This is a genomic window from Vibrio kyushuensis (genome assembly GCF_050337325.1).
GTDB classification, from domain to species: domain Bacteria; phylum Pseudomonadota; class Gammaproteobacteria; order Enterobacterales; family Vibrionaceae; genus Vibrio; species Vibrio kyushuensis.
Map to the genome: position 1 here is coordinate 305,939 of NZ_JAKJSV010000006.1, position 22,489 is coordinate 328,427.

Genomic DNA, 22,489 nt, shown 5'->3' on the forward strand with positions numbered 1-22,489 from the left:
TTTGAATGAAAGAAAACCCTCGATACTCTCTTTCTAATTGAAAGTGCATAAGAATCGAGGGTTTTTTATTGGCTGTTAGAAAATTCAGCTCTAATTTTGTCTATTGAGTGTTTGGCATAATTTGATAGAAAGGCACATTACTCTCTTCAATCTTCATCTGTCTTTGCTGTGATTCTTTTTCTAGTTGTTCTATTTTTTCTCTATCGCCATCACGAGTACTCATCACCCAACAAGTCGAATGAGTTACCGAGCCTTCTTCTGGTGAGATATAGAAATCAGCCACACCCTCTGGCGGATAAATAGCAACCGAGTTTATCGCGATTGGCTCTTCGTTGTTATAAGCCACGCAACGCATTTTCGCAGCTAACAGTGAAGTAATGCGCACACGATAGTGATTGTCATCCATTTTAACCACCGCCGCACCACTGTAGGTAGTAGGAGCGATATTCGTTACTTCATCCGCATTCGCTGTTGAGATTGAAAATGCGATTGCTGTACTCACTATTAATGCTACAGGCTTACTTAGTGACAGCGCTTTAAGTGTCTTAATCATGGTCATTATTACCCTATCTATTTCGGATTAATGTCAGATAAATTCCATCTACTTGTGTATTGGTCAAACTCCCACTTAACCACGCAGTGTAATACTTTAGCTTTACTTAACTTCCCTGTTTGATAGTAACCATCAACCTCTACCCTAAAGACACTAGGCAGCCTATTGATTGAGTCTAGATTATTTTTCCTCATCCAAGAGTAGAACGCTTTTTGCCAATCTTCTTTAGGATTTATTGCAGCAACCGTTAATTCTACAAACCAATAAATTGGTGATTTTTTCATTCCCATCAATAGCCGAGAACTTCGCTCTATTTGGCGCGCAATATGATGCCTAAACCCAAAAACACCCACTACTATTAAGCCAATCACATACACCCACAGTTGATTTTGATACCACCAGATCGGTGCATACTCTTTTAGCTCAAACAGTGCGATTTCAACACGCTCTTTTAAAGGCGGCGGTGGTGGCGCAGTGGCAACAATGTCGATTGTCGGTAAGGTCACTATCTCCAAGCTACCTTTGGCATTATTCCACCAAGTTACCTCTATTGCAGGAAGTTGATACTCCCCTGCTTCAACAAATCGGTAATGAAGATTACTGCTCTTTGTACCTGTCATCTCGCCACGGTAATCGCTGCTTGAGTGGGACTCCCTACCATGTGTTAACTCAATGCGTGGATCCCATGAGACTAGCGGAGGTAACTGCCCAATGAGGTAACCCGGCAACGCAGCGGCTGATTGAGTAATAGTACGAGTGACTACCCCACCTGACATAATGTTTGTTTGCGTCACTTTCTGGCTTAACGAGTACTCTGATGTTGAGATTGCTCCCATCGCCTCGCGAGGCTGAGCAGATACCTCTATTCGATAAGAATCACTGGTAAATTGGTACTCGTTCTCTTTTTTAGTCACCTGAACCTTTAGCTCAGGCAAGCTATAAGCTCCCGCTCTAGAGGGATAAATATCATAGCGATAGTTAGCCAAGTAGAAGCGTTGACCGTCGCGATTTTGGTGTGAATAGCTTGGTCTATCACTCGGTTCAATAAATAGCCCCAGTACTTTCAAAGGCTCAATAGAGAATTGACCAGAAATGGGGTGATTGCTTGCAATTGTTAGCCAGAGTGTTGCACGTTCTCGCTCGCTCACATTTTCTGTTCTAAGATCCCAAGACGCATCCCAAGTCACCCGAGACTGAGGTTGATAACTGCGTTCGTTACTTGCGGCAACACAAACACTGCTCAGAAGGCAGAGTATTAGGGTAGTGGCAGTGCGTAAGATAGAAAGTCTCTTAGTCATGCTTACGCTCCGCATCAGTCATTGATTTCTCTTCATTAAAAGACAAAGCACTATTCAATTGATTCGAAAACTTGTTACGTAGAAAGACTTCAGGGCTAGTTTGAACCTGCTCTAACCAGATTTTGTTTAGATGCTCTTCTGCAATAAGGTCGGCGCTATTAATCACCTCAATCTTATCTTCTGGCTCTTCAATACCCACGTCTTCTGCCAGTGAATCGACAAAGTCAGCAGTCATGTCTTCTCCGGCCGTCCCCTGCCCAAGTGCTCGCTCTTCCATCAAATTAAAGATCTGCTCTAAGATTTCGAGGTTATGCAGTGCCGTTTTGTTCGTCTCGTCCATCTCTAAAACGCTGTTAAACCAACGCTCTGCGCTACGAAAACGCTGCAGATGAGTATAGGCGATGCCAATGTTTAAACCGCGCCTTACCTGATCGTTTAGCTCTGTCACCTCAAGATTGTTCAGTAACATTAATGACCACTCCCACTGGTTATCTCTCATCAACGCTTCAATCTTCCACTCTGGCTGAGTAAACAGTTGAGCCGCGCAGGAGTAGTTCTCGCGCTCAAAGTATCGACGGGCTTGCTGCTCAGAGGTATAGACAATATCCATCCAGAAGCTTTGACAGCTAAGTTGGGAGTCAACTTCATCGGCATACGCAAGGTTTGGCGACGTTGATGCCATGACAAACAACCAAGGTAGAGCAAACCAACGAATCGTCCAGCCACGACGAAACCACGTCAAGGTAATCAGTAGTAAAACAAACACCAGATAATACCCAACCTCTTGCCACTCAATATCGCTATCTTGCGGATCAAAGTATTGGTAATCATCAACCCAGCGGTTAATACGTTTTATATCGATATCATCAGGGCTCATTGAGATCGTTTGCACGCCAGACGGGGCATCCAATGATGCTGAGTAACCAAATTTCCAAACCAGTAGCTGATCATCACTATCTTGTAAGTACTGAGTCATCGCTTGTTGGGCGGTTCGATCAATTTGATCAGTAATTAAAATAACGCTACCCGGAAACACAAAACCTTCGGCCTGTTGGTTCGCGCCATTGATACCATTTAATACCGCTGATACGTTTTTACCCGCTCGCGGAACAAGGTTTGTAGAGAGACTGTCTAGGTAATAATCGATGACATTTCTGTCTTGGGTCGGTGGCAGAAGTAAGTGCGCACTACCTGCATAAACCCATACGCCAATTTCACCCTCTTCACGGCTGTGAATTAGCTCGGCAATTTTAAGCTTTGCTGCTTCCAAGCGAGTTGGCGTGACATCTGACTCAGCCATAGAACGTGAGAGATCGATTACTAACATAAGAGGTGACTGATTCTGCGCTTGCGTACCCGGTTCTGGTTTCCATGTAGGACCAGCACAGATAATCACAAGTGCCGACAGCGCCCAAGGCAACAAAGATTCAGGAGACAAACGTGACTGTGTGGTGTCCTTAGTTAATACCGACGCTTGTAAGTGTGGTGCAATCAAATCGCGAACATCATTTTTGCTGTTTAGCTGTCTAATCAGCCATGCAATTAACGCTACAATAATAAGTGCAAAAAGCCACGCCGGACGAATGAAGTGAAATTCAGACATATCTACTCATCCCCTTTATTTATCTTGCGAGATAGCGTGACTAAAACACCAAGCAAAGCCATCAAGATCAGTGTAAGCACTACGCCAATAGGGTAGTAATAGAGCTCTAGTTTAGGTCTGACGCTATAACTATCAAAAACCGCAGGCTCTAGTTGGTCTATCTGAATGTAGACTTGCTGTAAGTCCGATGCATCTTGCGCTTCAAATACGACACCGCCAGTAAGCTCAGCAATACGGTTGAGCATCTCCATATCAATCGCCTCTTCACCCACTGATGCTGGGTCGCCAATTGCAATTGAGTGGATAGTAATACCGTGCTCCGCAGCAAAGTGCGCCGCTTCAATCGGCGGAAAATTACTGTTGGTGTCACGACCATCAGTCATCAAGATCAAAGTACGGTGAGTAGTTTGAGCATGCTCGAAGTGGTTCACCGCTACGCCTATCGCATCACCAATCGCCGTACCGGGGCCCGCCATACGAACATCCATCTCGGCTAATAGCTGCCTTAGCGTGGAAAAATCAGAAGTAAAAGGAGACTGCAAATAAGCAGCGTCACCAAAAGCGATTAGACCAACACGGTCTGACTCTCGCTGAGAAAGAAACTCTTCTAATAGGTTCTTAACAACATCAATACGTCTTTGATCAATACCCTCTTCATCAGAAAAATCACGCGCTTCCATTGAACCCGATAAGTCAACGGCGACAAGCATTTCTCTACCTTGGGTTTCAATGGTATTCACCTCTCCCCAATAGACAGGTCGCATTGCTGCAAGTACCAAAGAGAGATAAAGCATTACCACCAAGCTACGCTGCCAAAAAAGAGGGGTTAACTTAACCGCGCCCTTAGAGAGCTTTTGTTGTGACAACGCTTGAAACTGCTCAAAGTGGCTGTGTTTTACGGCTCTAAAACGAGTTAAGTGGGCGGGTGCAAGTGCGACCAGTATTGGAAGAAGCAACGCCAGTGCAAGCCACGGATAACTAAATTCAAACATAAAGCGCTCCTAACCAAGCTCTCACTTCCGCCACATGTTGCTCTGATAACACTGCATTTGGCTGATAATTCGTTTGAAGAAGTGCTTCACAACAAGAATTAGAGAGTGACAACTCACCCTGTTGCTGCTGTAAAAATTGATGAAAGGCCGCTGCGGTCATTACCCCTACTCTGTATTCTGGCCAATGCTGATTCGCAACACGTTTAACTAAGTGGCCAACTCGTTGAGGATCTGTCTGAAGGTACTTTTCAAGTAGGTCCTTTGCTTCTCTGAGGTAAGTTGTTCGAAGCCACTTAAGAAGGCGATAGAGCAAAGCCCCAAGAATAGTTAATATGATGAGCACAAATAACGTATACCAAGCCGTTGTGGCGGGAAACCAAGAGACTGGCGTTGGTAATTCTGCCCATTCGAGATTTTTAATTAGGTGTGCACCAAACTCAGTCACACTACCTTCATGGCCATTTGTACTATTTAAGTTATTTACACTGCTCATGATGCACTACCCTTTCGCTCTGAACCTTGCTCTGTACATAATCCGGAGTTAAATGAGAAATGAGCCAAATTGTTGATTTGAGTCCAGGTATCAAGGTGAGTGGTAAAATCAAAAACAGGTTGTCCTGTTGCTTTAAAGCAGTTATCTAACACCGAACGATGCTGCTCAATATAGTCATGATACTTCGCTCTTAGCTGCTCATCATTTTGACTAATATTGAGTTGATACTCTTCATTACCCATTAAGAAATTTCGCTTTGGTAGCGTCATCTCCAATGGGTCTGATACGCGAAAGGCAAACAGATCATTATGCGCCGCTAATTGAGTAATCAGTGGAACGCATTGAGCATCAAAATCAGAGAAGTCACTTAAAATAAACAGCTGCTGATCCTTAATACCACGCTGACAAAGATCGTTGAGCACTTGCTTTAACCCATTCGCTTGGGTTGAGGGTTGAGGTAACTGGTGATTATGAGTGGCAACTTGTTGAAGCACAGTTAGCATTGCAGATTCGCCTCGACCTGAACACAGAGCTGTTAAGCCACTATCGTGAATGACATTGCCGCAGAAACGATCGCCATCATAATTAACACGACCTGCGACAATCGCAGCAAGCTCAGCGACAATCACTGACTTCATCGAGCCATTTGATGCAAAAAACAGGGAACTTGTTTGATCGACAATCAATTGAATGGTTTTGTCTTTTTCTTCCGAATAGACACGCAGGTAGGGTTGACCAGTACGTTGTGTCACTTTCCAATCGATGCATCGAACATCATCACCGGGGTGATAGTGACGCAGCTCAATGAAATCTAAACCTCGCCCACGTTGTGATGCGACGTTTAGACCACTTAATAATGAACAGCGCCCCAGAGGTGGACGCCAAGTGAGTTGACGCCCTTGCGCGGCCAAACCAGTAAGACGTGCCAAGCTGGTATGGATACGCAGATCAGTTGAAGCCGACGATTGCTTTGCCATACGCGCCTCTTATACCCATGCAACCTGTTCAAGCAGTAGATCAATCACCCTATCGGTCGTCATTTTATCGCTTAGAGCGGTAAAGCTAAGGGCAATACGGTGACGAAGAACGGTATGAACTATCGCTCGGATATCGTCAGGTGTAACGTAATCTCGCCCATTCAACCAAGCGTATGAACGAGCACATTTATCGAGCGCTATCGCCGCTCGTGGGCTGGCTCCTAGCTGAATGAAGCTCGCAAGCTCAGGGCTATACTTTTCTGGGTAACGCGTTGCATCAATAATATCGACAATGTACTGATCAATAGCATCAGAGACGCTCACTTTCTCAACTAAGTTTTGCGCCGCCTGTACTTCTTCAACACTCAAACCTGCCACTTCTAAGTTTGTGCCCAAACGCTCACTACGTAGCATTTTAAGCATCTCTTTTTCAGCGTTCTTCTCTGGGTACTCCACCAGCACCTGCATTAAGAAGCGATCCATTTGGGCTTCTGGCAGTGGGTACGTGCCCTCTTGCTCAACAGGGTTTTGAGTGGCTAATACCATAAATAGTTCAGGCAGTGGGTAAGTGACACCACCAACCGAAACTTGGTTCTCAGCCATCGCTTCAAGCAGCGCAGACTGCACTTTCGCTGGCGCACGGTTAATCTCATCCGCGAGCAGTAAGTTAGAAAATACTGGGCCACGTTTAAACGATAGCGACTGGCTATGAGCATCATAAACTTCACCACCGGTCACATCACCCGGAAGCATGTCTGGCGTGAATTGAATACGGTGCAAGTCAGCATTCATATTATTAGCTAGGCCATTAACTGCGCGTGTTTTTGCCAGCCCCGGAAGGCCTTGAATCAAAACATGCCCTTTTGCAAGCAATGCAATGACCAGCTGTTCGACAACACGTTCTTGACCAATTACGGTCTGATTAACGCACTCTTGAAGACGTTTAAATTTAGGAAGTAATGAAGAAGTTGGCATAACATAGCCCCACGTTGATACGGTAAGTTACTTATTGAAATCCTTTTAGAAAGAGTAAAGATTTTAATAAGCAAACTAACGGGAAAAGTGGGTGCACCTAAGTACACCCAGAAATATTAGAACATTAAATTATTTAGCGTCTGGACGGTAAGGCATTTGCTGCATTACGCGCTCAAGGTTAAATGAGGTTGGCGCTTGACGTAGAGGGAACTCTTGGAACGTCTGAAGTAACTTAGCTACTTCAACCTGTACTGGTACGAAGAAGAACATACGGTCACCAAACCATTTCAGGTACATCATTGAGTGCTCAGGTGCTTCTTCAAACGGGTCAGCACGTAGGTCAACTAATTGAGGCCATGTTGTTGCAAGACGAGGAGCGAACCAGTTGTCTTCTGTTGGCTGAATGAAAGTCGCTTTAATCTTACCAACACGTACCGCTTCTAGGTTACCAGTCTCAGCAAAGTAGAAGATCTCGTTACGAGTAGTGTCTTCATTGTTGAACCAAGCATCTCTGTGGTCATAACCATCGATGTAAACATCGTGCTTCTTCTTGAAGTTCTCTTGAATGTCTTTCTCTCCAGCAATAGTACCTAGAGTTGTGAAGATATCTTCGTGAGATTGAATACCGTTGTTTACAGAACCCGCTGGGATTTTGTTTGGCCACATAACCATAAATGGAACACGTGTACCACCTTCAGTTGTTAGACCTTTTTCGCCTTTAAACGGTGTGTTACCGCCATCTGGCCAAGACATCTTCTCTGCACCGTTATCGGTTGTGAAGATAACGATAGTGTTGTCTTTCTGACCTGTTTTTTCTAGCGTATCAAGAAGTTCACCAACGTAGTGGTCAAGCTCGTTCATTCCATCAGCGTATAGACCAAAGCCAGTCTTACCCGCCCACTCTTCACTTAAGTGAGTCCAAACGTGCATACGTGATGGGTTGTACCATAAGAAGAACGGGTCATCCGTTTTCGCTTGAGCTTCAATGTAATCTACAGCCATGTCTGTAAGTTCACGGTCAATCGTTTCCATGCGCTTACGAGTTAGAGGGCCATCGTTACCTGTTGGACCATCAGCTGTGCCAGTTACCATTCCACGAGGGCCAAAACGCTCTGCAAATGCAGGGTCTTGTGGGTAATCTTCGTTCTCTGGCTCTTCTTCAGCGTTTAGGTGGTAAAGGTTACCGTAGAAGTTGTCAAAGCCGCGACGGTGAGGAAGCATGTGCTCTTGGTCACCAAGGTGGTTTTTACCTAGCTGGTTAGTCATGTAGCCGTGTTCTTTTAAAACTTCAGCAAGCGTAGGGTCAGATGGAGAAAGACCAACAGGTGAGCCTGGTAGACCTACATTTAGTAGACCGGTACGAACAGGTAACTGACCTGTTAGGAACGCAGCACGGCCCGCGGTTGAGCTTGGCTGACCGTAGTGGTCAGTAAACATCATACCTTCGTTGGCAACACGGTCGATGTTCGGTGTTTTGTAACCCATCATGCCATTGTTATAAGCAGACGTGTTAAACCAACCGATATCATCCGCCATGATGACAACGATGTTTGGCTTCTCAGCAGCGTTAGCCATTGCAGGAGCAACGGCGCCTACTGCAGCAGTTGCAACAACCGCTGTGCTGATCAGGTTTTTAGAAAATGTTTTCATTTGCATAACCTTTATTAGTTTCAACGACTCCACAACGCAACAGCTTCCTACGTGCCAACTCTTCCATGTAATAAATTGAGGAGAAACATCCGAAATTGGATTACGTATAGATTAAAAGGTTTACAGCCCATCTAGTATGAGCCTAAGATAATAGATAACATTTATATTATGAATATTAGGTAATTTGGAATGCCACAAAATAAGCATTTTGATCTCAATCTACTTCGTGTGTTTGTCGCAGTATGCCGAACTGGATCATTCACTAAGGCAGCCGAGGAGTTAGACCTGACTCAATCGTCGGTCAGTAATGCCATTAATCGATTAAAGACCTCTATTGACGCCAATCTGTTCATCCGTTCAGGTCGTGGCGTGCAACCAACAGCCATTGGAAAAAGCTTGTTTGAACAAATGGAAGAGCCCCTTCGATTACTCGATCAATCTATCGAAGGTATTGACTCGTTTGATGAGGTTAACGATCACCGTTCTTTTAACATCTACGCATTTGATGCCTTAATTCAATTGCTTGTCCCACACCTTGAGAAAAGAACAGCAGGAACCAGTATTGATGTCATAATGCGTGAAATGCCAGGAGAAGAAGAGTTTATAATCAATGCATTACACAATGACACCGCAGATATCATTGTTGACGTCAAACTGCCTGAATCAGCGTCATTAGACTTTATGAAGATTGCTACCGATGATTTAGTCTGCTTAGCAAAATCTAACCACCCACGCATTATTGGCAGTCTCTCTCGTGAGCAGTTTTTTGAAGAAAAGCACGTTCTATTTAACCTAAAACGACTGAACCTAACCGCCTTTGATCTCTTTACCGATGAGGTTTTGCCAAAGCGCCGAGTACTCACCGAACAGTCCTCAATGATGAGTATGCTCGCGACGATCAGTAACACCGAGTCATTGGGTGTGACCCTGAAAACTTACGCCAAGCAGTTTTCTCCTCTGTTTAATTTGCAAACGTTTGAAGTCCCGATTGACACCAAAGATATCGATATTTATCTGGTATGGAATCGTAAGTTCACTCATAACGCAGCGCACAAATGGTTAAGAGATCTATTGAAAGATATCTTCGATAAAGACCTTAAACATTTACAACATAAATAAAGAGTATTGATGGGTTCTATTTATCGCTTCGAGTAGCAGTGATATATTTGCAGCCTACGAACAAGGAGCTACAGCGTTCGATATTAGTTAATAGGGATGATGACCGTTTAATTAAGCTCTGGAGTCACCCATGACCACTCAGTCTACTCATCCTTATCACCTGATCGTAAAACCTGTCGGCGCCAAATGTAACCTTGATTGTAACTACTGTTACTACCTCCGCAAAGAGGAACGATACGAGCCCAATGCGACAATGCAGATGTCTGAGGCATTGCTAGAAACGTATACCAAGCAATATATTGAGTCTCAGCCACAGCAAGCGAAGCACATTGAGTTTAGCTGGCAAGGTGGAGAGCCAACACTGCGAGGCCTCGACTTTTTCAAAAAAGCGATCGAGTTACAGAAAAAATATGCTCGCCCGGGCATGACCATTTCAAACAATTTTCAAACCAATGGTACCTTGATCAACGACCGTTGGGCTGCCTTTTTCAAAGAGAACAATTTTCTTATTGGTATTAGCATTGATGGCTCTGAGAAGAATCACAATAGCACTCGCCCAGATATTAAAGGGAACGATAGCCTCCATCTCACGATACGCGGCCTTGAAGCGCTGAAAAAATATGGTGTGGCGTTCAATACGCTTTCCGTGGTTCATAATGAGAATGCTCACTTAGCCAAAGAGACCTACCAAGAGCTAAAAGCACTTGGTTCAACGGTTATCCAGTTTCAGCCTTGTGTTGAGCACCCGTCCGATCAACGTAGCGCAAAAGATTGGTCTTTAACGCCACAACAGTGGGGCCACTTCCTGTGTGATGTCTTCGATGAATGGAAAAAAGAAGATGTGGGTAAAATTCACATTCAGTTCTTTGAAAACACACTCGGCGTCTTAGCCGGTCAACCTAGCCAAATGTGCTTCCACAGCGAGCTATGTGGGCAACAGATGATGCTCGAACACGATGGCAGCCTCTACTCTTGTGATCACTACAGCTACGACGAATATCAAGTGGGTCACATGAATCCGGCAAATATCGAATCGAACCTTATCGATTCTATCGATTTAGGCGCTATTGCTTGCTGTGACCGACAAAAAGAGTTTGGCACCAACAAGTGGACTAGCCTGCCACAACAGTGTCGAAAATGTCATTTCAGACCGTTCTGTAATGGCGGCTGCCCAAAAGACCGAACCGCGATTACTGCTGATTTAGAGTCTGGGCTGAACCACTTATGCGTCGGATATAAGCAATTCTTTCTTTACTCAATGCCATACTTTGGCGCCATGCTAGAAGCGATTCAGCAAGGTCACTCTGCAGCTATGTACCCTATTTTCCTTAAATAACTCGGAAACGATGTCATGAACAAATTGTTTAAACTTTCTACCCTAGGCGCAGCTCTATTCCTAACATTTGGTTGCAACCAAAATGAGCAACCAAGTCAAGCAGAACCCAAAACACACACTGAAGTTGCGCCAACAACTGCCGATGAACCTGCAGCTGAGTTAACGACATTAGAACAAAAAGCCGCTTACGCAATCGGGGCTTCATTCTCTAAATATTTGGTCACGAGCTTAAACCAACCAAAAGAACTCGGTATCAATCTAGAAAACAGCGATGTTTTCCAAGGCATCCATGACAGCTTTAGCGGTAATGTGCAGCTGACTAAAGAAGAGATTGAAGAAGTGCTAATAGATCTCGATAAGTTGGTTGCTGATAAATTGACTGAATACTCTGAGACCAAGCAAGTAAAAGTGATTGAACAAGGTAACGAGTACCGTGAAAACTTCAAACAGCAAAAGAACGTAACCGAGCTTGATTCAGGCCTAATGATCCAAATCCATGAAGATGGCCGAGGAAAGAAACCTATAGGAACAGACACGATAACCGTGCATTACCGCGGAATGCTGACTGACGGCACAAGCTTCGACAGCTCTTACGACAGGGGCGAGCCTGCAACCTTCCCATTGGCGCAAGTCATCGAAGGGTGGACTGAAGGTTTGCAACAAGTAAACGCCGGTTCAAAAGTCACATTAGTTATTCCACCGGAGCTGGCTTATGGTGAACAGTCAACACCAACGATCCCAGGCGGTTCAACACTTGTTTTCGATATTGAGCTTTTAGAAATCGTGCAATAAAGTCTGCGGCTTTAGGCACAAAAAAAGCGCGATCCGAAAAGCAATCGCGCTTAAGCCTGTCACAGGCTGAATAGTAGTCTCTAGATAATGACGTTTAAACCGCTACATTCAAACAAGAGACAGCATGTACGTCGTTACCTTGAATCATTGGTTTAGTTTGAGCACAAATATCGGTTGCCTTCGGGCAGCGTGTACGGAACACACAACCTGATGGCGGATTAATTGGAGAAGGAAGATCCCCTTCCAACATCTCGATTTTCTTCGCTCGCTCTAATTTAGGATCAGGGATAGGAACCGCTGACATCAATGCTCGAGTATACGGGTGCGTTGGGTTAGCAAAAACAGAGTGTGCTTCCCCTAATTCCACGGTATTACCCAAGTACATCACCAAGACGCGATCAGAGATGTGTTTAATGACCGACAGATCGTGGGCAATAAACACTAAGCTCAAGCCAAGCTCTTTTTGTAGCTCTTTAAGCAGGTTAACAACCTGAGCTTGGATAGAAACATCCAGTGCAGACACAGGCTCATCACAAATGATCATCTTAGGATTAAGAATAAGCGCTCGCGCGATACCAATACGCTGACACTGACCGCCAGAAAATTCGTGAGGATAGCGGTTTATTACGTTTGGCAACAAGCCAACCTTTGCCATCATCTCTTTAACACGAGATTTCACTTCTTCCTTATCCAACCCAGGATAGAAAGTCTCTAGAGGCTCAGCAATAATATCGCCAACCGTCATACGTGGATTCAAAGAAGCCAATGGATCTTGGAAGATCATCTGAATCTCTTTACGAGTTTCACGTCGTTGAACGCCCTGCATTTTAGTCAGGTCTTGACCTAGCCAAACCACTTCACCCTCGGTTGCTTCCACAAGACCGATAATTGCGCGTGCAAAAGTAGATTTACCACAACCAGACTCGCCTACAACGCCTAATGTTTCACCTTCATATAATCGAACATCAATGCCATCAACCGCTTTCAGGTTAGCTGGTTTAGACCAAGGCCACGCTGATTTAGACGCGATGCTGAAGTGAACTTTCAGGTTCTTTACATCTAATAATAATGATTTATCTGTACTCATCGTGTCCAAGTCTCCCAATCAGAAAAACACGCTCGTTGACGTCCATCGCCAAATGGCTGAAGGATCGGCGCTTCACTCATACATCTATCTGAAACCCGGTGGCAACGCTCTTGGTAAGGGCAGCCCGGCGGCAGTCGAAGTAAGTTTGGTGGATTACCCGGAATTGTTGGCAGTATTTCACCTTCGGTATCTAGGCGCGGAATTGCTTTAAGCAGCCCTTCCGCATAAGGGTGACTTGGTTTGTAGAAAATATCATCAACCGTACCGTACTCCATGGTACGTCCTGCGTACATAACCAGTACTTTGTCACAAGAACCCGCAACGACACCTAAATCGTGAGTAATCATGATGATTGCAGTATTGAACTCATCTTTAAGCTCGTTTAGCAGATCCATGATTTGTGCTTGAACTGTTACATCTAGTGCCGTTGTCGGCTCATCTGCAATCAACAGTTTCGGACGACACAATAGTGCCATTGCGATCATAACACGCTGACGCATACCGCCTGAGAACTCATGCGGGTACATAGTGATACGTTTACGTGCTTCAGGGATTTTCACCGCCTCAAGCATACGTACTGACTCTTCAAAGGCTTCTGCTTTACCCATACCTTTGTGAAGCATCAATACTTCCATCAGCTGATCACATACTTTCATGTATGGATTTAGCGAGGTCATTGGGTCTTGGAAGATCATCGCAATCTGCTCTGCGCGCACTTTATTTAGCGCTTTTTCTGGCAGATTAAGAATTTCATTTCCTTCAAATTTAGCACTACCTGAGATAATTCCGTTTTTAGCCAACAGGCCCATTATTGCAAATACAGTTTGAGATTTTCCTGAACCGGACTCTCCCACAATACCAAGGGTTTCACCCTGCTCTAGAGAGAAGTTTAAATCGTTAACTGCGGTAACAATACCATCTTGTGTGGTGAATTCTACGCGCAGATCTTTGACATCTAATAAGCTCATAATCGCTTCCTTAATCTTATTGTTATCTGTCTTTTGGATCTAGCGCATCGCGCAGACCATCACCAACATAGTTGAAACAGAATAGTGTCACTACCATGAATGTTGCAGGGAATATCAGTTGCCAAATAGCAACTTCCATTGTTTGCGAACCTTCTTGAAGTAGTGCACCCCAACTAGTCATTGGCTCTTGAACACCAAGACCAAGGAATGAAAGGAATGATTCCGTTAGGATCATGCTTGGAATGAGAAGCGTTGAGTAAACCGCAACAATACCTAATACGTTTGGCACAATATGACGAGTAATGATTTTCCAGTTACTTACACCACAAACATGCGCCGCTTCGATAAACTCTTTATTACGTAAGCTCAATGTTTGACCACGTACAATACGTGCCATATCAAGCCATGCAATCGCTCCAATCGCGACAAATATCAATACGATATTACGACCAAAGAAAGTAACCAACACGATAACAAGGAACATGAAAGGTACTGCGTAGAGGATTTCTAATACACGCATCATGATTCGGTCTGTACGGCCACCTATGAAACCTGATGTCGCACCGTAAAGAGTACCAATGGTTACTGCAACTAAAGCACCCAATACACCCACCATGAGTGAGATACGTCCACCAATTAATGTACGGACATATAAGTCTCGGCCTAAGCTGTCGGTACCAAACCAGTGAGCGGCGTCTGGCGCTGCGTGCATGGCATACCAGTCGGTATCATCGTAAGCGTAACCAGCGACCATTGGCAGAAAGATAACAGCCAATGTCATTAGGACAAGGATGAACAGGCTCACCATTGCCGCTTTGTTTCTCATAAAGCGGATACGTGCATCTTGCCATAAACTGCGACCTTCAATTTCAAGGTTCTCGGAGAACTTCTCGATCGCTTCTAGATTCTTCTTTTTCGTTAACATAACTATCCTTCCCTGCTAGTAGCGAATCTTCGGATCAATCATTGCCAATAAAATATCGACGATGGCATTGAATAAGATAAATAGGAAACCAATTAAAATGGTGACCCCCATTACTAACGAATAATCACGGTTAAATGCAGCGTTAACGAACAGCTTACCAATACCCGGTAAACCGAAAATTGTTTCGATAACCACAGAGCCTGTGATGATACCAACGAACGCAGGTCCCATATAAGAAACAACGGGTAGCATTGCCGGTTTAAGAGCGTGTTTCACAATGATGTAAGGGTAGCTCAACCCCTTTGCTCTAGCAGTTCGAATAAAGTTACTGTTTAGCGTTTCAATCATTGAGCCACGCGTAATACGGGCAAAAGTAGCCACATAGAGCAGCGACATACCAATGACAGGAAGCGCCATGTACTTAAATGAACCATCTAGCCAGCCCCCGGCAGGGAACCAACCTAAGTTGATTGAAAATATATAGATAAGTGTCGGGGCAAGAACAAACGATGGGAGTACTACGCCCAACATTGCGGTCGACATGACCGTATAATCCACCCAAGTATTTTGTCGTAAAGCTGCAAACGTACCGACGGCGACCCCCATGATGAGAGTAAAGATAAAGGCAACAAGTCCAACCTTTGCCGACACGGGTAGTGCAACAGCAATCAGTTCATTTACTGAATAATCTAGGTATTTGAATGAAGGACCAAAATCCCCTTGGATAACGTTGGTCAAATACGTGGTGTACTGTTCAAATACTGGCTTATCTAAGCCGTATTTCGCTTCGATATTCGCCATAACTTGAGGCGGAAGTGGTCGTTCACTCGAGAATGGATTTCCCGGTGCATAACGCATAAGAAAGAAAGATACCGTGATCAATACCAACATGGTTGGTATCGCTTCGAATATCCTTTTCGCGATGAATTTAAGCATAAGCTCACTCTTTCAGTCAGTGACAATAAAAAATTAATAAAATAAAAAATTAAAAATACGCTGCATGCGCTAATCCACAGGATTAGCACAGGCAGAGTCGGTAGTAATTATTGTTATATCAGCTAAATTGACTACTTAGCTTTGATGTACAGATCTTTTGAGTAGATCTTCTCTTCTGGGTTGTTTACTGGGAAGCCACCAACTTGTGGGTTCAGTAGACGGGATTTAACGTACTGATAGATAGGTGCAATTGGCATATCCCTTGTTAGAAGTTTTTCAGCTTCTAGGTAAAGTGCCGTACGCTCTTCTTCAGATGTTGAATTCAGTGCTTTCTCCATAACCGCATCGTACTCTTTGCTGTCATAGTGAATACCACCGGTTGTGTTGTTACTGTTCATCAGTGTTAGGAATGAAGATGCTTCATTGTAGTCACCACACCAACCAGCACGTGCAACTTCAAAGTTACCCGAGTCTTTCGTTGATAGGTACGTTTTCCACTCTTGGTTTTCTAGTGTTACGTCAAGACCAAGGGTCTTCTTCCACATAGAACCTAGAGCTACAGCAATCTTCTTATGGTTTTCTGATGTGTTGTACAGAAGAGAGAATTTCAGTGGGTTATCTTCACCGAAACCAGCTTCAGTTAGAAGCTTTGCCGCTTCTGAATCGCGCTCTTCTTGAGACATTGAACCATATGCTGGCGTCTCTGGATCAAACCCGGCTGTGATTTCAGGCGTTAGGAAGTAAGCCGGCTTTTGACCTTGACCAAGAATTGCGTCTGTCACGATATTACGGTCAATCGCGTATGAGATCGCTTTACGTACACGTACATCATCAAACGGTGCTTTCTTAGTGTTGAAGATGTAGTAGTAAGTACACAGATTACCCGTGATAGATAGCGATTCTGCGTGCTCTTTTTCTAGACGACGGAAGTGCTCGTTTGGAATCTCGTAAGTAACATCAACTTCGCCCGCTAGGAAGCGGTTCATTTCTGCTACTTGGTTTTCGATAGGTAAGAAAGTCACCTTGTTCAACGTCGTATTGTCGTTATCCCAGTACTTTTCGTTACGCTTTAGAACCAAACGCTCGTTAACAACCCATTGGTCAACAACGTATGCGCCGTTACCAACAAAGTTTTCTGGTTTAGTCCATTGATCACCATATTTCTCAACCGTTGCTTGGTGAACTGGTTTCGTTGTTGTGTGACCAACCATCATGATGAAATAAGGAACGGCTGCGTCAAGCTCTACAACAAGCGTGTTAGCATCAACGGCTTTAACACCTAGCTCACTTTTATCTTTTTTGCCTGCAATGATGTCTTTCGCGTTAGCCATTTTGGTGTATTCCATATACCAAGCGTATGGAGACGCGGTATTTGGATCAACAGCACGTTGCCAGCTGAATACGAAATCTTGTGCTGTTACTGGATCACCATTTGACCATACTGCATCTTTGCGTAGGTGGAATGTATAAGTTTTGTTGTCTGTCGTTTCCCAAGACTCTGCAATACCCGGAATAGTGTTGCCTTCCGCATCTTGGTTTACTAGACCTTCAAGAAGATCACGAATAACGTGAGATTCTGAAACACCCTGTGATTTGTGTGGGTCAATCGTTGCAACTTCTGCACCGTTACCACGTACGATCTCTTGTACTTCAGCAAGGGTTGATTCAGTTACTTCAGGTAGGGTCGCAGGTTGTGCAGCTTGTTTTTCTTCAGGCTTATCGCCACAACCAGTCAGCGCTAGAGAAAGGCCCGCACTTATGAAAAGCGCACGAGTGATTTTATTCTTGTACATGCATTAAACTCCAAGTTTTTATATAGCATCCATGACTTCTTTGTGGGCTCACCGAACAGCCAGTGATTTAGATTTATTTAGCGCGAATATTAAGCACAAAAACCTAAAACCACACAAAGATTAGGCACACAGTATCAATCATCGAAGTGATTTACCATAAATTGGCATTAGAAAAACGTATAATTCTTCACATTCCGATAAAGACCAGTTAAAAACACCATTCAAATAAGAAACAACGGTGCATTCAAATAAAAAGATCTCCATTGATAGACTATGGTGCCAAAAACTCTAACCAGATACATTTATTCAGCATCTTATGCTAGAAATCACCCAAGAATTTAACATTCCAGCCGCAATTAATCTAACCTAAACTCACATTCTTCTCCATGATGATGTCAATTTGTGAACATAGTCACCCTACTTCATAAACGAGAATTTTACATAAATTGGCGAACTATCAGTCGAGTTTGACTAAGCATGCGTAATAGATAAATTTTTAGTAGATTTATATCCGACATGACTAAGTTTAAGCCAAAAAAAACCAGAGCTGACGGGCTCTGGTTCGATATATTATTCTAAGTTTGATAATTATTTAATATGTAATCCGTTTATCTTTCAGCTGCTGTATGACTTCATCTGGCGCTACCTGAGCTAGTTCACTGATACACTCATCTGTTTTGTCATGACCATAGCGTGCGTAGATATCGCACACTGCATAAAGATGCTCAGGTGCTCCTGATAGCATATATGCTTGCTCAAAAGATTTAGTTGAATATGCTAAATCTAGCTCTTCTTGTAAAACACCGTTTATGTACCAATAGTAGCTATTGCTTTCGGCTATCGTCGCCGCTAAATGACTCTCTTTCGCCGCTTGTGATTTTTGTTCCTGCCTCACAAGTGCAAGTGATTTAGCAAAGTGCAAATTCGCATTAGTCGGTAACACATTGATGGCTTGGCTCAAAGTTTCGACCGCTAGCTGATCGAATCCTTGTGCGCGATAGTTATCCGCTAAACTTAACCAAATTTGAGGGTTATCCGGCATCGTCTTTTTAGACTGTAGATATTTCTCTTTGGCTAAATCATATTGCTGAGTCCAACGATAGACATCCGCGAGCAGTAAGTTTGAAGCGTCATCTGGCTGGCTCTTCAAATGCGTAATCAACTCATTAGCTGCATCCAGCAGGTGTTGTTTATCCTGACTTTCTACCTGACCCAAGCTGTCTAGATTATCCAACTCTTTTAGTAAACCTGCTGCTGCAGTAATTCTAACCTGAGCCACATCATCAACAAGTAATGGAGAAACCAAACGCCAGCGATACTCCAATGGGTAAGGATCAGCCCCAATAATAGCGGCCTCTCGAATTATTGGGCTTGCATCTTTCAACCCTCTTGCAACAGCCACCAGCCCATTTTGAGTTGCTTGTGAGCCAAGTGCTCGTAATGCGGCTGCACGCTGATCATCACTTAAGCGCACATCTTGTGCCTGATAGGCTAACTGAGCAATGGGATCAGAGCTTACTGCTTGTGCAGATTGATTATCACTCGAGCCTTGAATATTCATATCAACAGAACTGGCGATTGCTGTAGGTACGGCAAGCAGTGTCGACAATGCCAATATCATCGTTTTATTCATCTGATTTTCCTTAGAGATTGGTTTTAGCGATAGTTCTGAGGCTGATTAGATTGATAGTGAATGCCTTGCTTCATTTTTTCTCGCAGTATCGCATCACTAAACTTGCCGTGCGCGACAGGGTGTTTGGTAGCACGAAGGATATAGGCAAGTGATTTATCGACATGAGAGAAGAACTTATGCCAACCCGCACATAGGTAATTAAGCCCCGGCTCTCCAGACTTGGTACGTATAAAACGATTCTTAGGGCACTCACCATGACAGGCAAATTGGTAGTCACATGTTTGGCATTGAGTCGTTAATGAACGGGTCTTAGCGTAACCAAATTGCTGTTGTTTTGGACCATAAGCCATATCATCGAGCTTTTGGTGGTGAATATTGCCAATTTTGTATTCAGGGTAAACGTAATGATCGCAGGTATAGACATCACCATTTGGCTCCATGGCTAAACCTTTTCCGCATAAATCACTTAACGTGCAAAGCGGATTCCGACGCCCCATCCATGTCTCTAAGCTTGCTTCAAAGTATTGAACAAACACCTTTCCAATGTCTTTGCTTGCCCACTCATCAAAAATCGAAATTAAGAAGTTACCCCACGCTTGATCGGACACACACCAAGCTTCAACAACCGAATTTTTGCCACCCGGAATTAGACGCTTATCGCCCTGTTTAGGCTGATCATCGGCGTGCCAAGTTTGAGGAGCGGTATCACGAAAGGTTTTTTGTTCCACAATGGGAATGAACTGCATTTGAGGAGATTTCACTTCGTCTCTTAGGAAGCGATACACCTCAAGGGCGTTTTGGCTGGTTAAGTTATTCACACAGGTTAACGTTGCAAACGTCACTTTATGCTTATGCAGCAATTCGACAGCGGCCATTACTTGCTTGAACGTGCCTTTGCCTGCTCGATTAGTTCGATAAGCGTTGTGTAGCATCTCTGGCCCATCAATACTCAAACCAATCAAGAAATTATTTTTACCTAAAAAGTCACACCACTTATCATTGAGCAGTGTGCCGTTGGTCTGTAGATCGTTTGAAATGGCCACGCCTTCTGGCTGATACTTTTTTTGGAACTCGACAATTTTTTTAAAGTACTCAAGGCCAAGCATGGTTGGTTCACCACCTTGCCATGAGAAGATAATCTCTGGGGTATTTTGTGCTTCAATGTATTGGCGGATGTAGTTCTCTAACATCACGTCATCCATTTGTGGCGAACAACCTTTTTTGTACTCCAATAAATCCTGTTTACTTAGGTAATAGCAGTAAGTGCAATCAATGTTACATACCGCACCAATGGGTTTAGCCATGATGTGCATTCGTTTGGAAGCTTTACCGTTGTACTGTGGACCTTGAGTAATATGCATTGTTCGATACCCGTTATTTCAATTTGACGAGGCAATCATAATTCTCAATGATGGATATGGCTTGTTATACCCATTATAACCATTTGGAAAGTTAAAAAGTGGTAGCTTATCGGTTCAATACAATCGGCTTATGGGATTCAAAATGAGCATATTTAAAGGTACGTATTTGGCTGGCGCTATTTCATTGACGCTGCTTATGAGTGGATGTGCGGTGCAACCACCTCACCCTATCGCTCAACTGATTGATCAAGACATGGTACTAGTCGAAGGCGGCCAATATGTTCGCGGATCTGACGCTGAAGAAGCACATAAATCAGAACAGCCTGCTCGCGAAGTGACTGTTGGAAGCTTCCAGATTTCTAAATTTGAAGTCACTCAAGAGTTATTTGAAAGTGTCATGGGATCTTCTTATAGCTTCTTTCAAAACCCTCAAATTCCCGTTAACAACTTAAGCTGGCAACAGGCCAACTACTTTATTGATCAGCTTAATGAGATGACAGGCGAAAATTACCGCTTACCAACCGAAGCGGAATGGGAGTTTGCAGCGAAAGGTGGTAACTACAGTCAGGACTTTATCTATGCAGGTTCAGACAATATCGATGATGTCGCTTGGTATGCGGGTAATGCAAATAACCAAGCGCACCCTGTAGGACAGAAGCTTCCCAATGAACTTGGGCTTTATGATATGACAGGTAATGTAGGTGAATTTGTTATCGATGCCTTTGACGATACATTTTATCGCTACGGGCCAACCGATAATCCAAACAACGCTAAAGACACCCCTGTTCATTTAGCGCATAAGTCAGTTCGTGGTGGAAGTTTTTCTTATTCTGCGGATCAATCTGAAAACTATCGCCGTGATTTCGCCTCTCAATCAATCATCATGTCAGATATGGGCTTGAGGTTAGCTAAAGACGCGAAATAATGAGCAAGTAACACTAAAAAGCCAGCACGATTAAATGCTGGCTTTTATCCATTACGTATTTTAAGGCGAGACAACCTTTAGATGACTACTCTTCCACTATCTGCTTACCAGCACGCTTAAGCTGATCTCTTAACCATTTGTGGCTAGCATCATTGGTTTTACTCGGGTGCCAATAGGAACAGAGTGAACTCTTAAATAGCTCAAGGGGCATCGACAGTGCTTTAATTGGGTACTTATCTTCAAACTGCTTAATGGTCGATGCTGGTGCTAAGGCTAGATAGTCACTACTTAAAATGACGGGAAATACTTCCATAACGCCTGGGGCGCTATAAACGACCTTACGTTTTTCCAGAATAGGATGCTCATGACCGCTCAATAAGTAACGTCGGTTATGCCAGCGTGACATCACCACATGCTCTTCTTCTAAATACTGCTCTAGAGTGATGCTATCCTTTATTCTTGGATGGCCTTCTCGACAACACACCACCAATTCATCTTCAAGAATGATTTCATGCTTTAACACAGTTCTACCTGATGGCGCCATATCAACAATCAGATCATAACGCTCTAATCGAAGGTCAGCTTCATAATCTTCAGTGAACAGAGGGTGCACTTCTAGCGTGATATTTGGTGCAATATCTCGAATGTTCTTGAACGCTCTAGGAATCAAAGAATATGCAGCCATAGAGATACAGGCTATGGAATAAACGCGGTTGGCCACCTTAGGGTCAAAGTCTCTTGATGAAGTTAAAGTGGACTGAAAGTTTTTAAGTGAAACCGCCAGAGCGGGGTAAATATCTGTCGCAAAGCTAGTTGGCTGTACACCATTAGAAGCTCGATGAAACAGTGAGTCATCGTAAACATCTCTAAGGCGAGCAAGGGCTTTACTCACCGCTGGTTGGCTTATCTCTAGACGAGCAGCAGCTTTAGAAAGGCTCTTTTCTTCATATATGGCAACAAAGATAGGAATAAGGTTGAGCTCAGTATTTTTCATGGACAGCGGCTTAGTCATCACGGGTAACTCAAGATGTTTGCATAATAATCAAGTCACAAAAACAATACGAGCGTTTTGT

Annotated in this window: 20 protein-coding genes; 4 read left to right on the plus strand and 16 right to left on the minus strand. The window is 43.8% G+C overall.

Annotated elements, in window-relative coordinates:
* Positions 1–100: 100 nt before the first annotated feature.
* The 8 genes from L4D20_RS14945 to L4D20_RS14980 all read right to left on the minus strand — a co-directional run bounded on the left by L4D20_RS14945 (position 101) and on the right by L4D20_RS14980 (position 8,541).
* The gene (locus L4D20_RS14945; protein ID WP_428802401.1) at positions 101–553 is read right to left on the minus strand and encodes a hypothetical protein; all 453 of its coding nucleotides are present in this window, start codon (positions 551–553) and stop codon (positions 101–103) included.
* A gap of 17 nt (positions 554–570) precedes the next feature.
* Complete coding sequence (locus tag L4D20_RS14950; protein ID WP_428802402.1) at positions 571–1,851, minus strand: hypothetical protein; 1,281 nt, start codon at positions 1,849–1,851, stop codon at positions 571–573.
* Complete coding sequence (locus L4D20_RS14955) at positions 1,844–3,454, minus strand: VWA domain-containing protein (protein WP_428802403.1); 1,611 nt, start codon at positions 3,452–3,454, stop codon at positions 1,844–1,846. Before L4D20_RS14955 ends, L4D20_RS14950 begins: the two co-directional genes overlap by 8 nt.
* A 2-nt stretch (positions 3,455–3,456) precedes the next feature.
* Positions 3,457–4,446: a VWA domain-containing protein gene (locus tag L4D20_RS14960; RefSeq protein WP_428802404.1), complete on the minus strand. Its 990-nt coding sequence runs from the start codon at positions 4,444–4,446 to the stop codon at positions 3,457–3,459.
* Positions 4,439–4,939: a DUF4381 domain-containing protein gene (locus L4D20_RS14965; RefSeq protein WP_428802405.1), complete on the minus strand. Its 501-nt coding sequence runs from the start codon at positions 4,937–4,939 to the stop codon at positions 4,439–4,441. The genes L4D20_RS14960 and L4D20_RS14965 overlap by 8 nt, the downstream gene beginning before the upstream one ends.
* Positions 4,936–5,916 (minus strand): DUF58 domain-containing protein, encoded by a 981-nt coding sequence (locus tag L4D20_RS14970; protein ID WP_428802406.1) that lies wholly within the window; start codon positions 5,914–5,916, stop codon positions 4,936–4,938. Before L4D20_RS14970 ends, L4D20_RS14965 begins: the two co-directional genes overlap by 4 nt.
* 9 nt (positions 5,917–5,925) lie before the next feature.
* Positions 5,926–6,891: an AAA family ATPase gene (locus tag L4D20_RS14975; RefSeq protein WP_428802407.1), complete on the minus strand. Its 966-nt coding sequence runs from the start codon at positions 6,889–6,891 to the stop codon at positions 5,926–5,928.
* 129 nt (positions 6,892–7,020) lie between these two features.
* Positions 7,021–8,541: an arylsulfatase gene (locus tag L4D20_RS14980; RefSeq protein ID WP_428802408.1), complete on the minus strand. Its 1,521-nt coding sequence runs from the start codon at positions 8,539–8,541 to the stop codon at positions 7,021–7,023.
* 189 nt (positions 8,542–8,730) lie between these two features.
* Between L4D20_RS14980 and L4D20_RS14985 the strand changes: the two genes are divergently transcribed.
* From L4D20_RS14985 to fkpA, 3 genes are all read left to right on the plus strand, one after another.
* Complete coding sequence (locus tag L4D20_RS14985; protein ID WP_428802409.1) at positions 8,731–9,660, plus strand: LysR family transcriptional regulator; 930 nt, start codon at positions 8,731–8,733, stop codon at positions 9,658–9,660.
* Between the two features lie 130 nt (positions 9,661–9,790).
* Complete coding sequence (locus tag L4D20_RS14990) at positions 9,791–10,996, plus strand: anaerobic sulfatase maturase (protein ID WP_428802410.1); 1,206 nt, start codon at positions 9,791–9,793, stop codon at positions 10,994–10,996.
* Positions 10,997–11,011: 15 nt separating this feature from the next.
* Positions 11,012–11,788 (plus strand): FKBP-type peptidyl-prolyl cis-trans isomerase, encoded by a 777-nt coding sequence (gene fkpA, locus L4D20_RS14995; RefSeq protein WP_428802411.1) that lies wholly within the window; start codon positions 11,012–11,014, stop codon positions 11,786–11,788.
* A gap of 94 nt (positions 11,789–11,882) precedes the next feature.
* On the opposite strand, the gene oppF is transcribed toward fkpA, so the two are convergent.
* The 7 genes from oppF to L4D20_RS15030 form a co-directional block, all read right to left on the minus strand.
* Positions 11,883–12,875: a murein tripeptide/oligopeptide ABC transporter ATP binding protein OppF gene (gene oppF / locus L4D20_RS15000; RefSeq protein ID WP_428802412.1), complete on the minus strand. Its 993-nt coding sequence runs from the start codon at positions 12,873–12,875 to the stop codon at positions 11,883–11,885.
* Entirely contained in the window at positions 12,872–13,843 is a 972-nt protein-coding gene (locus L4D20_RS15005; RefSeq protein WP_428802413.1) for an ABC transporter ATP-binding protein, read from the minus strand. Before L4D20_RS15005 ends, oppF begins: the two co-directional genes overlap by 4 nt.
* Before the next feature lie 22 nt (positions 13,844–13,865).
* Positions 13,866–14,768 (minus strand): oligopeptide ABC transporter permease OppC, encoded by a 903-nt coding sequence (gene oppC, locus L4D20_RS15010; RefSeq protein WP_428802414.1) that lies wholly within the window; start codon positions 14,766–14,768, stop codon positions 13,866–13,868.
* A gap of 15 nt (positions 14,769–14,783) precedes the next feature.
* Complete coding sequence (gene oppB, locus L4D20_RS15015) at positions 14,784–15,704, minus strand: oligopeptide ABC transporter permease OppB (RefSeq protein ID WP_428802415.1); 921 nt, start codon at positions 15,702–15,704, stop codon at positions 14,784–14,786.
* Between the two features lie 131 nt (positions 15,705–15,835).
* On the minus strand, positions 15,836–17,497 hold the full coding sequence (locus L4D20_RS15020; RefSeq protein WP_428802416.1) for an ABC transporter substrate-binding protein: 1,662 nt from the start codon (positions 17,495–17,497) through the stop codon (positions 15,836–15,838).
* Positions 17,498–18,089: 592 nt separating this feature from the next.
* Positions 18,090–19,130, minus strand: a complete 1,041-nt coding sequence (locus L4D20_RS15025; RefSeq protein ID WP_428802417.1) for a tetratricopeptide repeat protein — start codon at positions 19,128–19,130, stop codon at positions 18,090–18,092.
* A 23-nt stretch (positions 19,131–19,153) separates the two neighbouring features.
* Complete coding sequence (locus L4D20_RS15030) at positions 19,154–20,491, minus strand: anaerobic sulfatase maturase (RefSeq protein ID WP_428802418.1); 1,338 nt, start codon at positions 20,489–20,491, stop codon at positions 19,154–19,156.
* A gap of 142 nt (positions 20,492–20,633) precedes the next feature.
* On the opposite strand from L4D20_RS15030, the gene L4D20_RS15035 reads away from it, so the two are divergent.
* Positions 20,634–21,416 carry a formylglycine-generating enzyme family protein gene (locus tag L4D20_RS15035; protein ID WP_428802419.1) on the plus strand — a complete coding sequence of 261 codons (783 nt, stop codon included), beginning with the start codon at positions 20,634–20,636 and terminating at the stop codon, positions 21,414–21,416.
* An 85-nt stretch (positions 21,417–21,501) separates the two neighbouring features.
* Here the strand turns inward: L4D20_RS15035 and L4D20_RS15040 are convergent, their stop codons facing one another.
* Positions 21,502–22,410: a LysR family transcriptional regulator gene (locus L4D20_RS15040; RefSeq protein ID WP_428802420.1), complete on the minus strand. Its 909-nt coding sequence runs from the start codon at positions 22,408–22,410 to the stop codon at positions 21,502–21,504.
* Positions 22,411–22,489 lie beyond the last annotated feature (79 nt).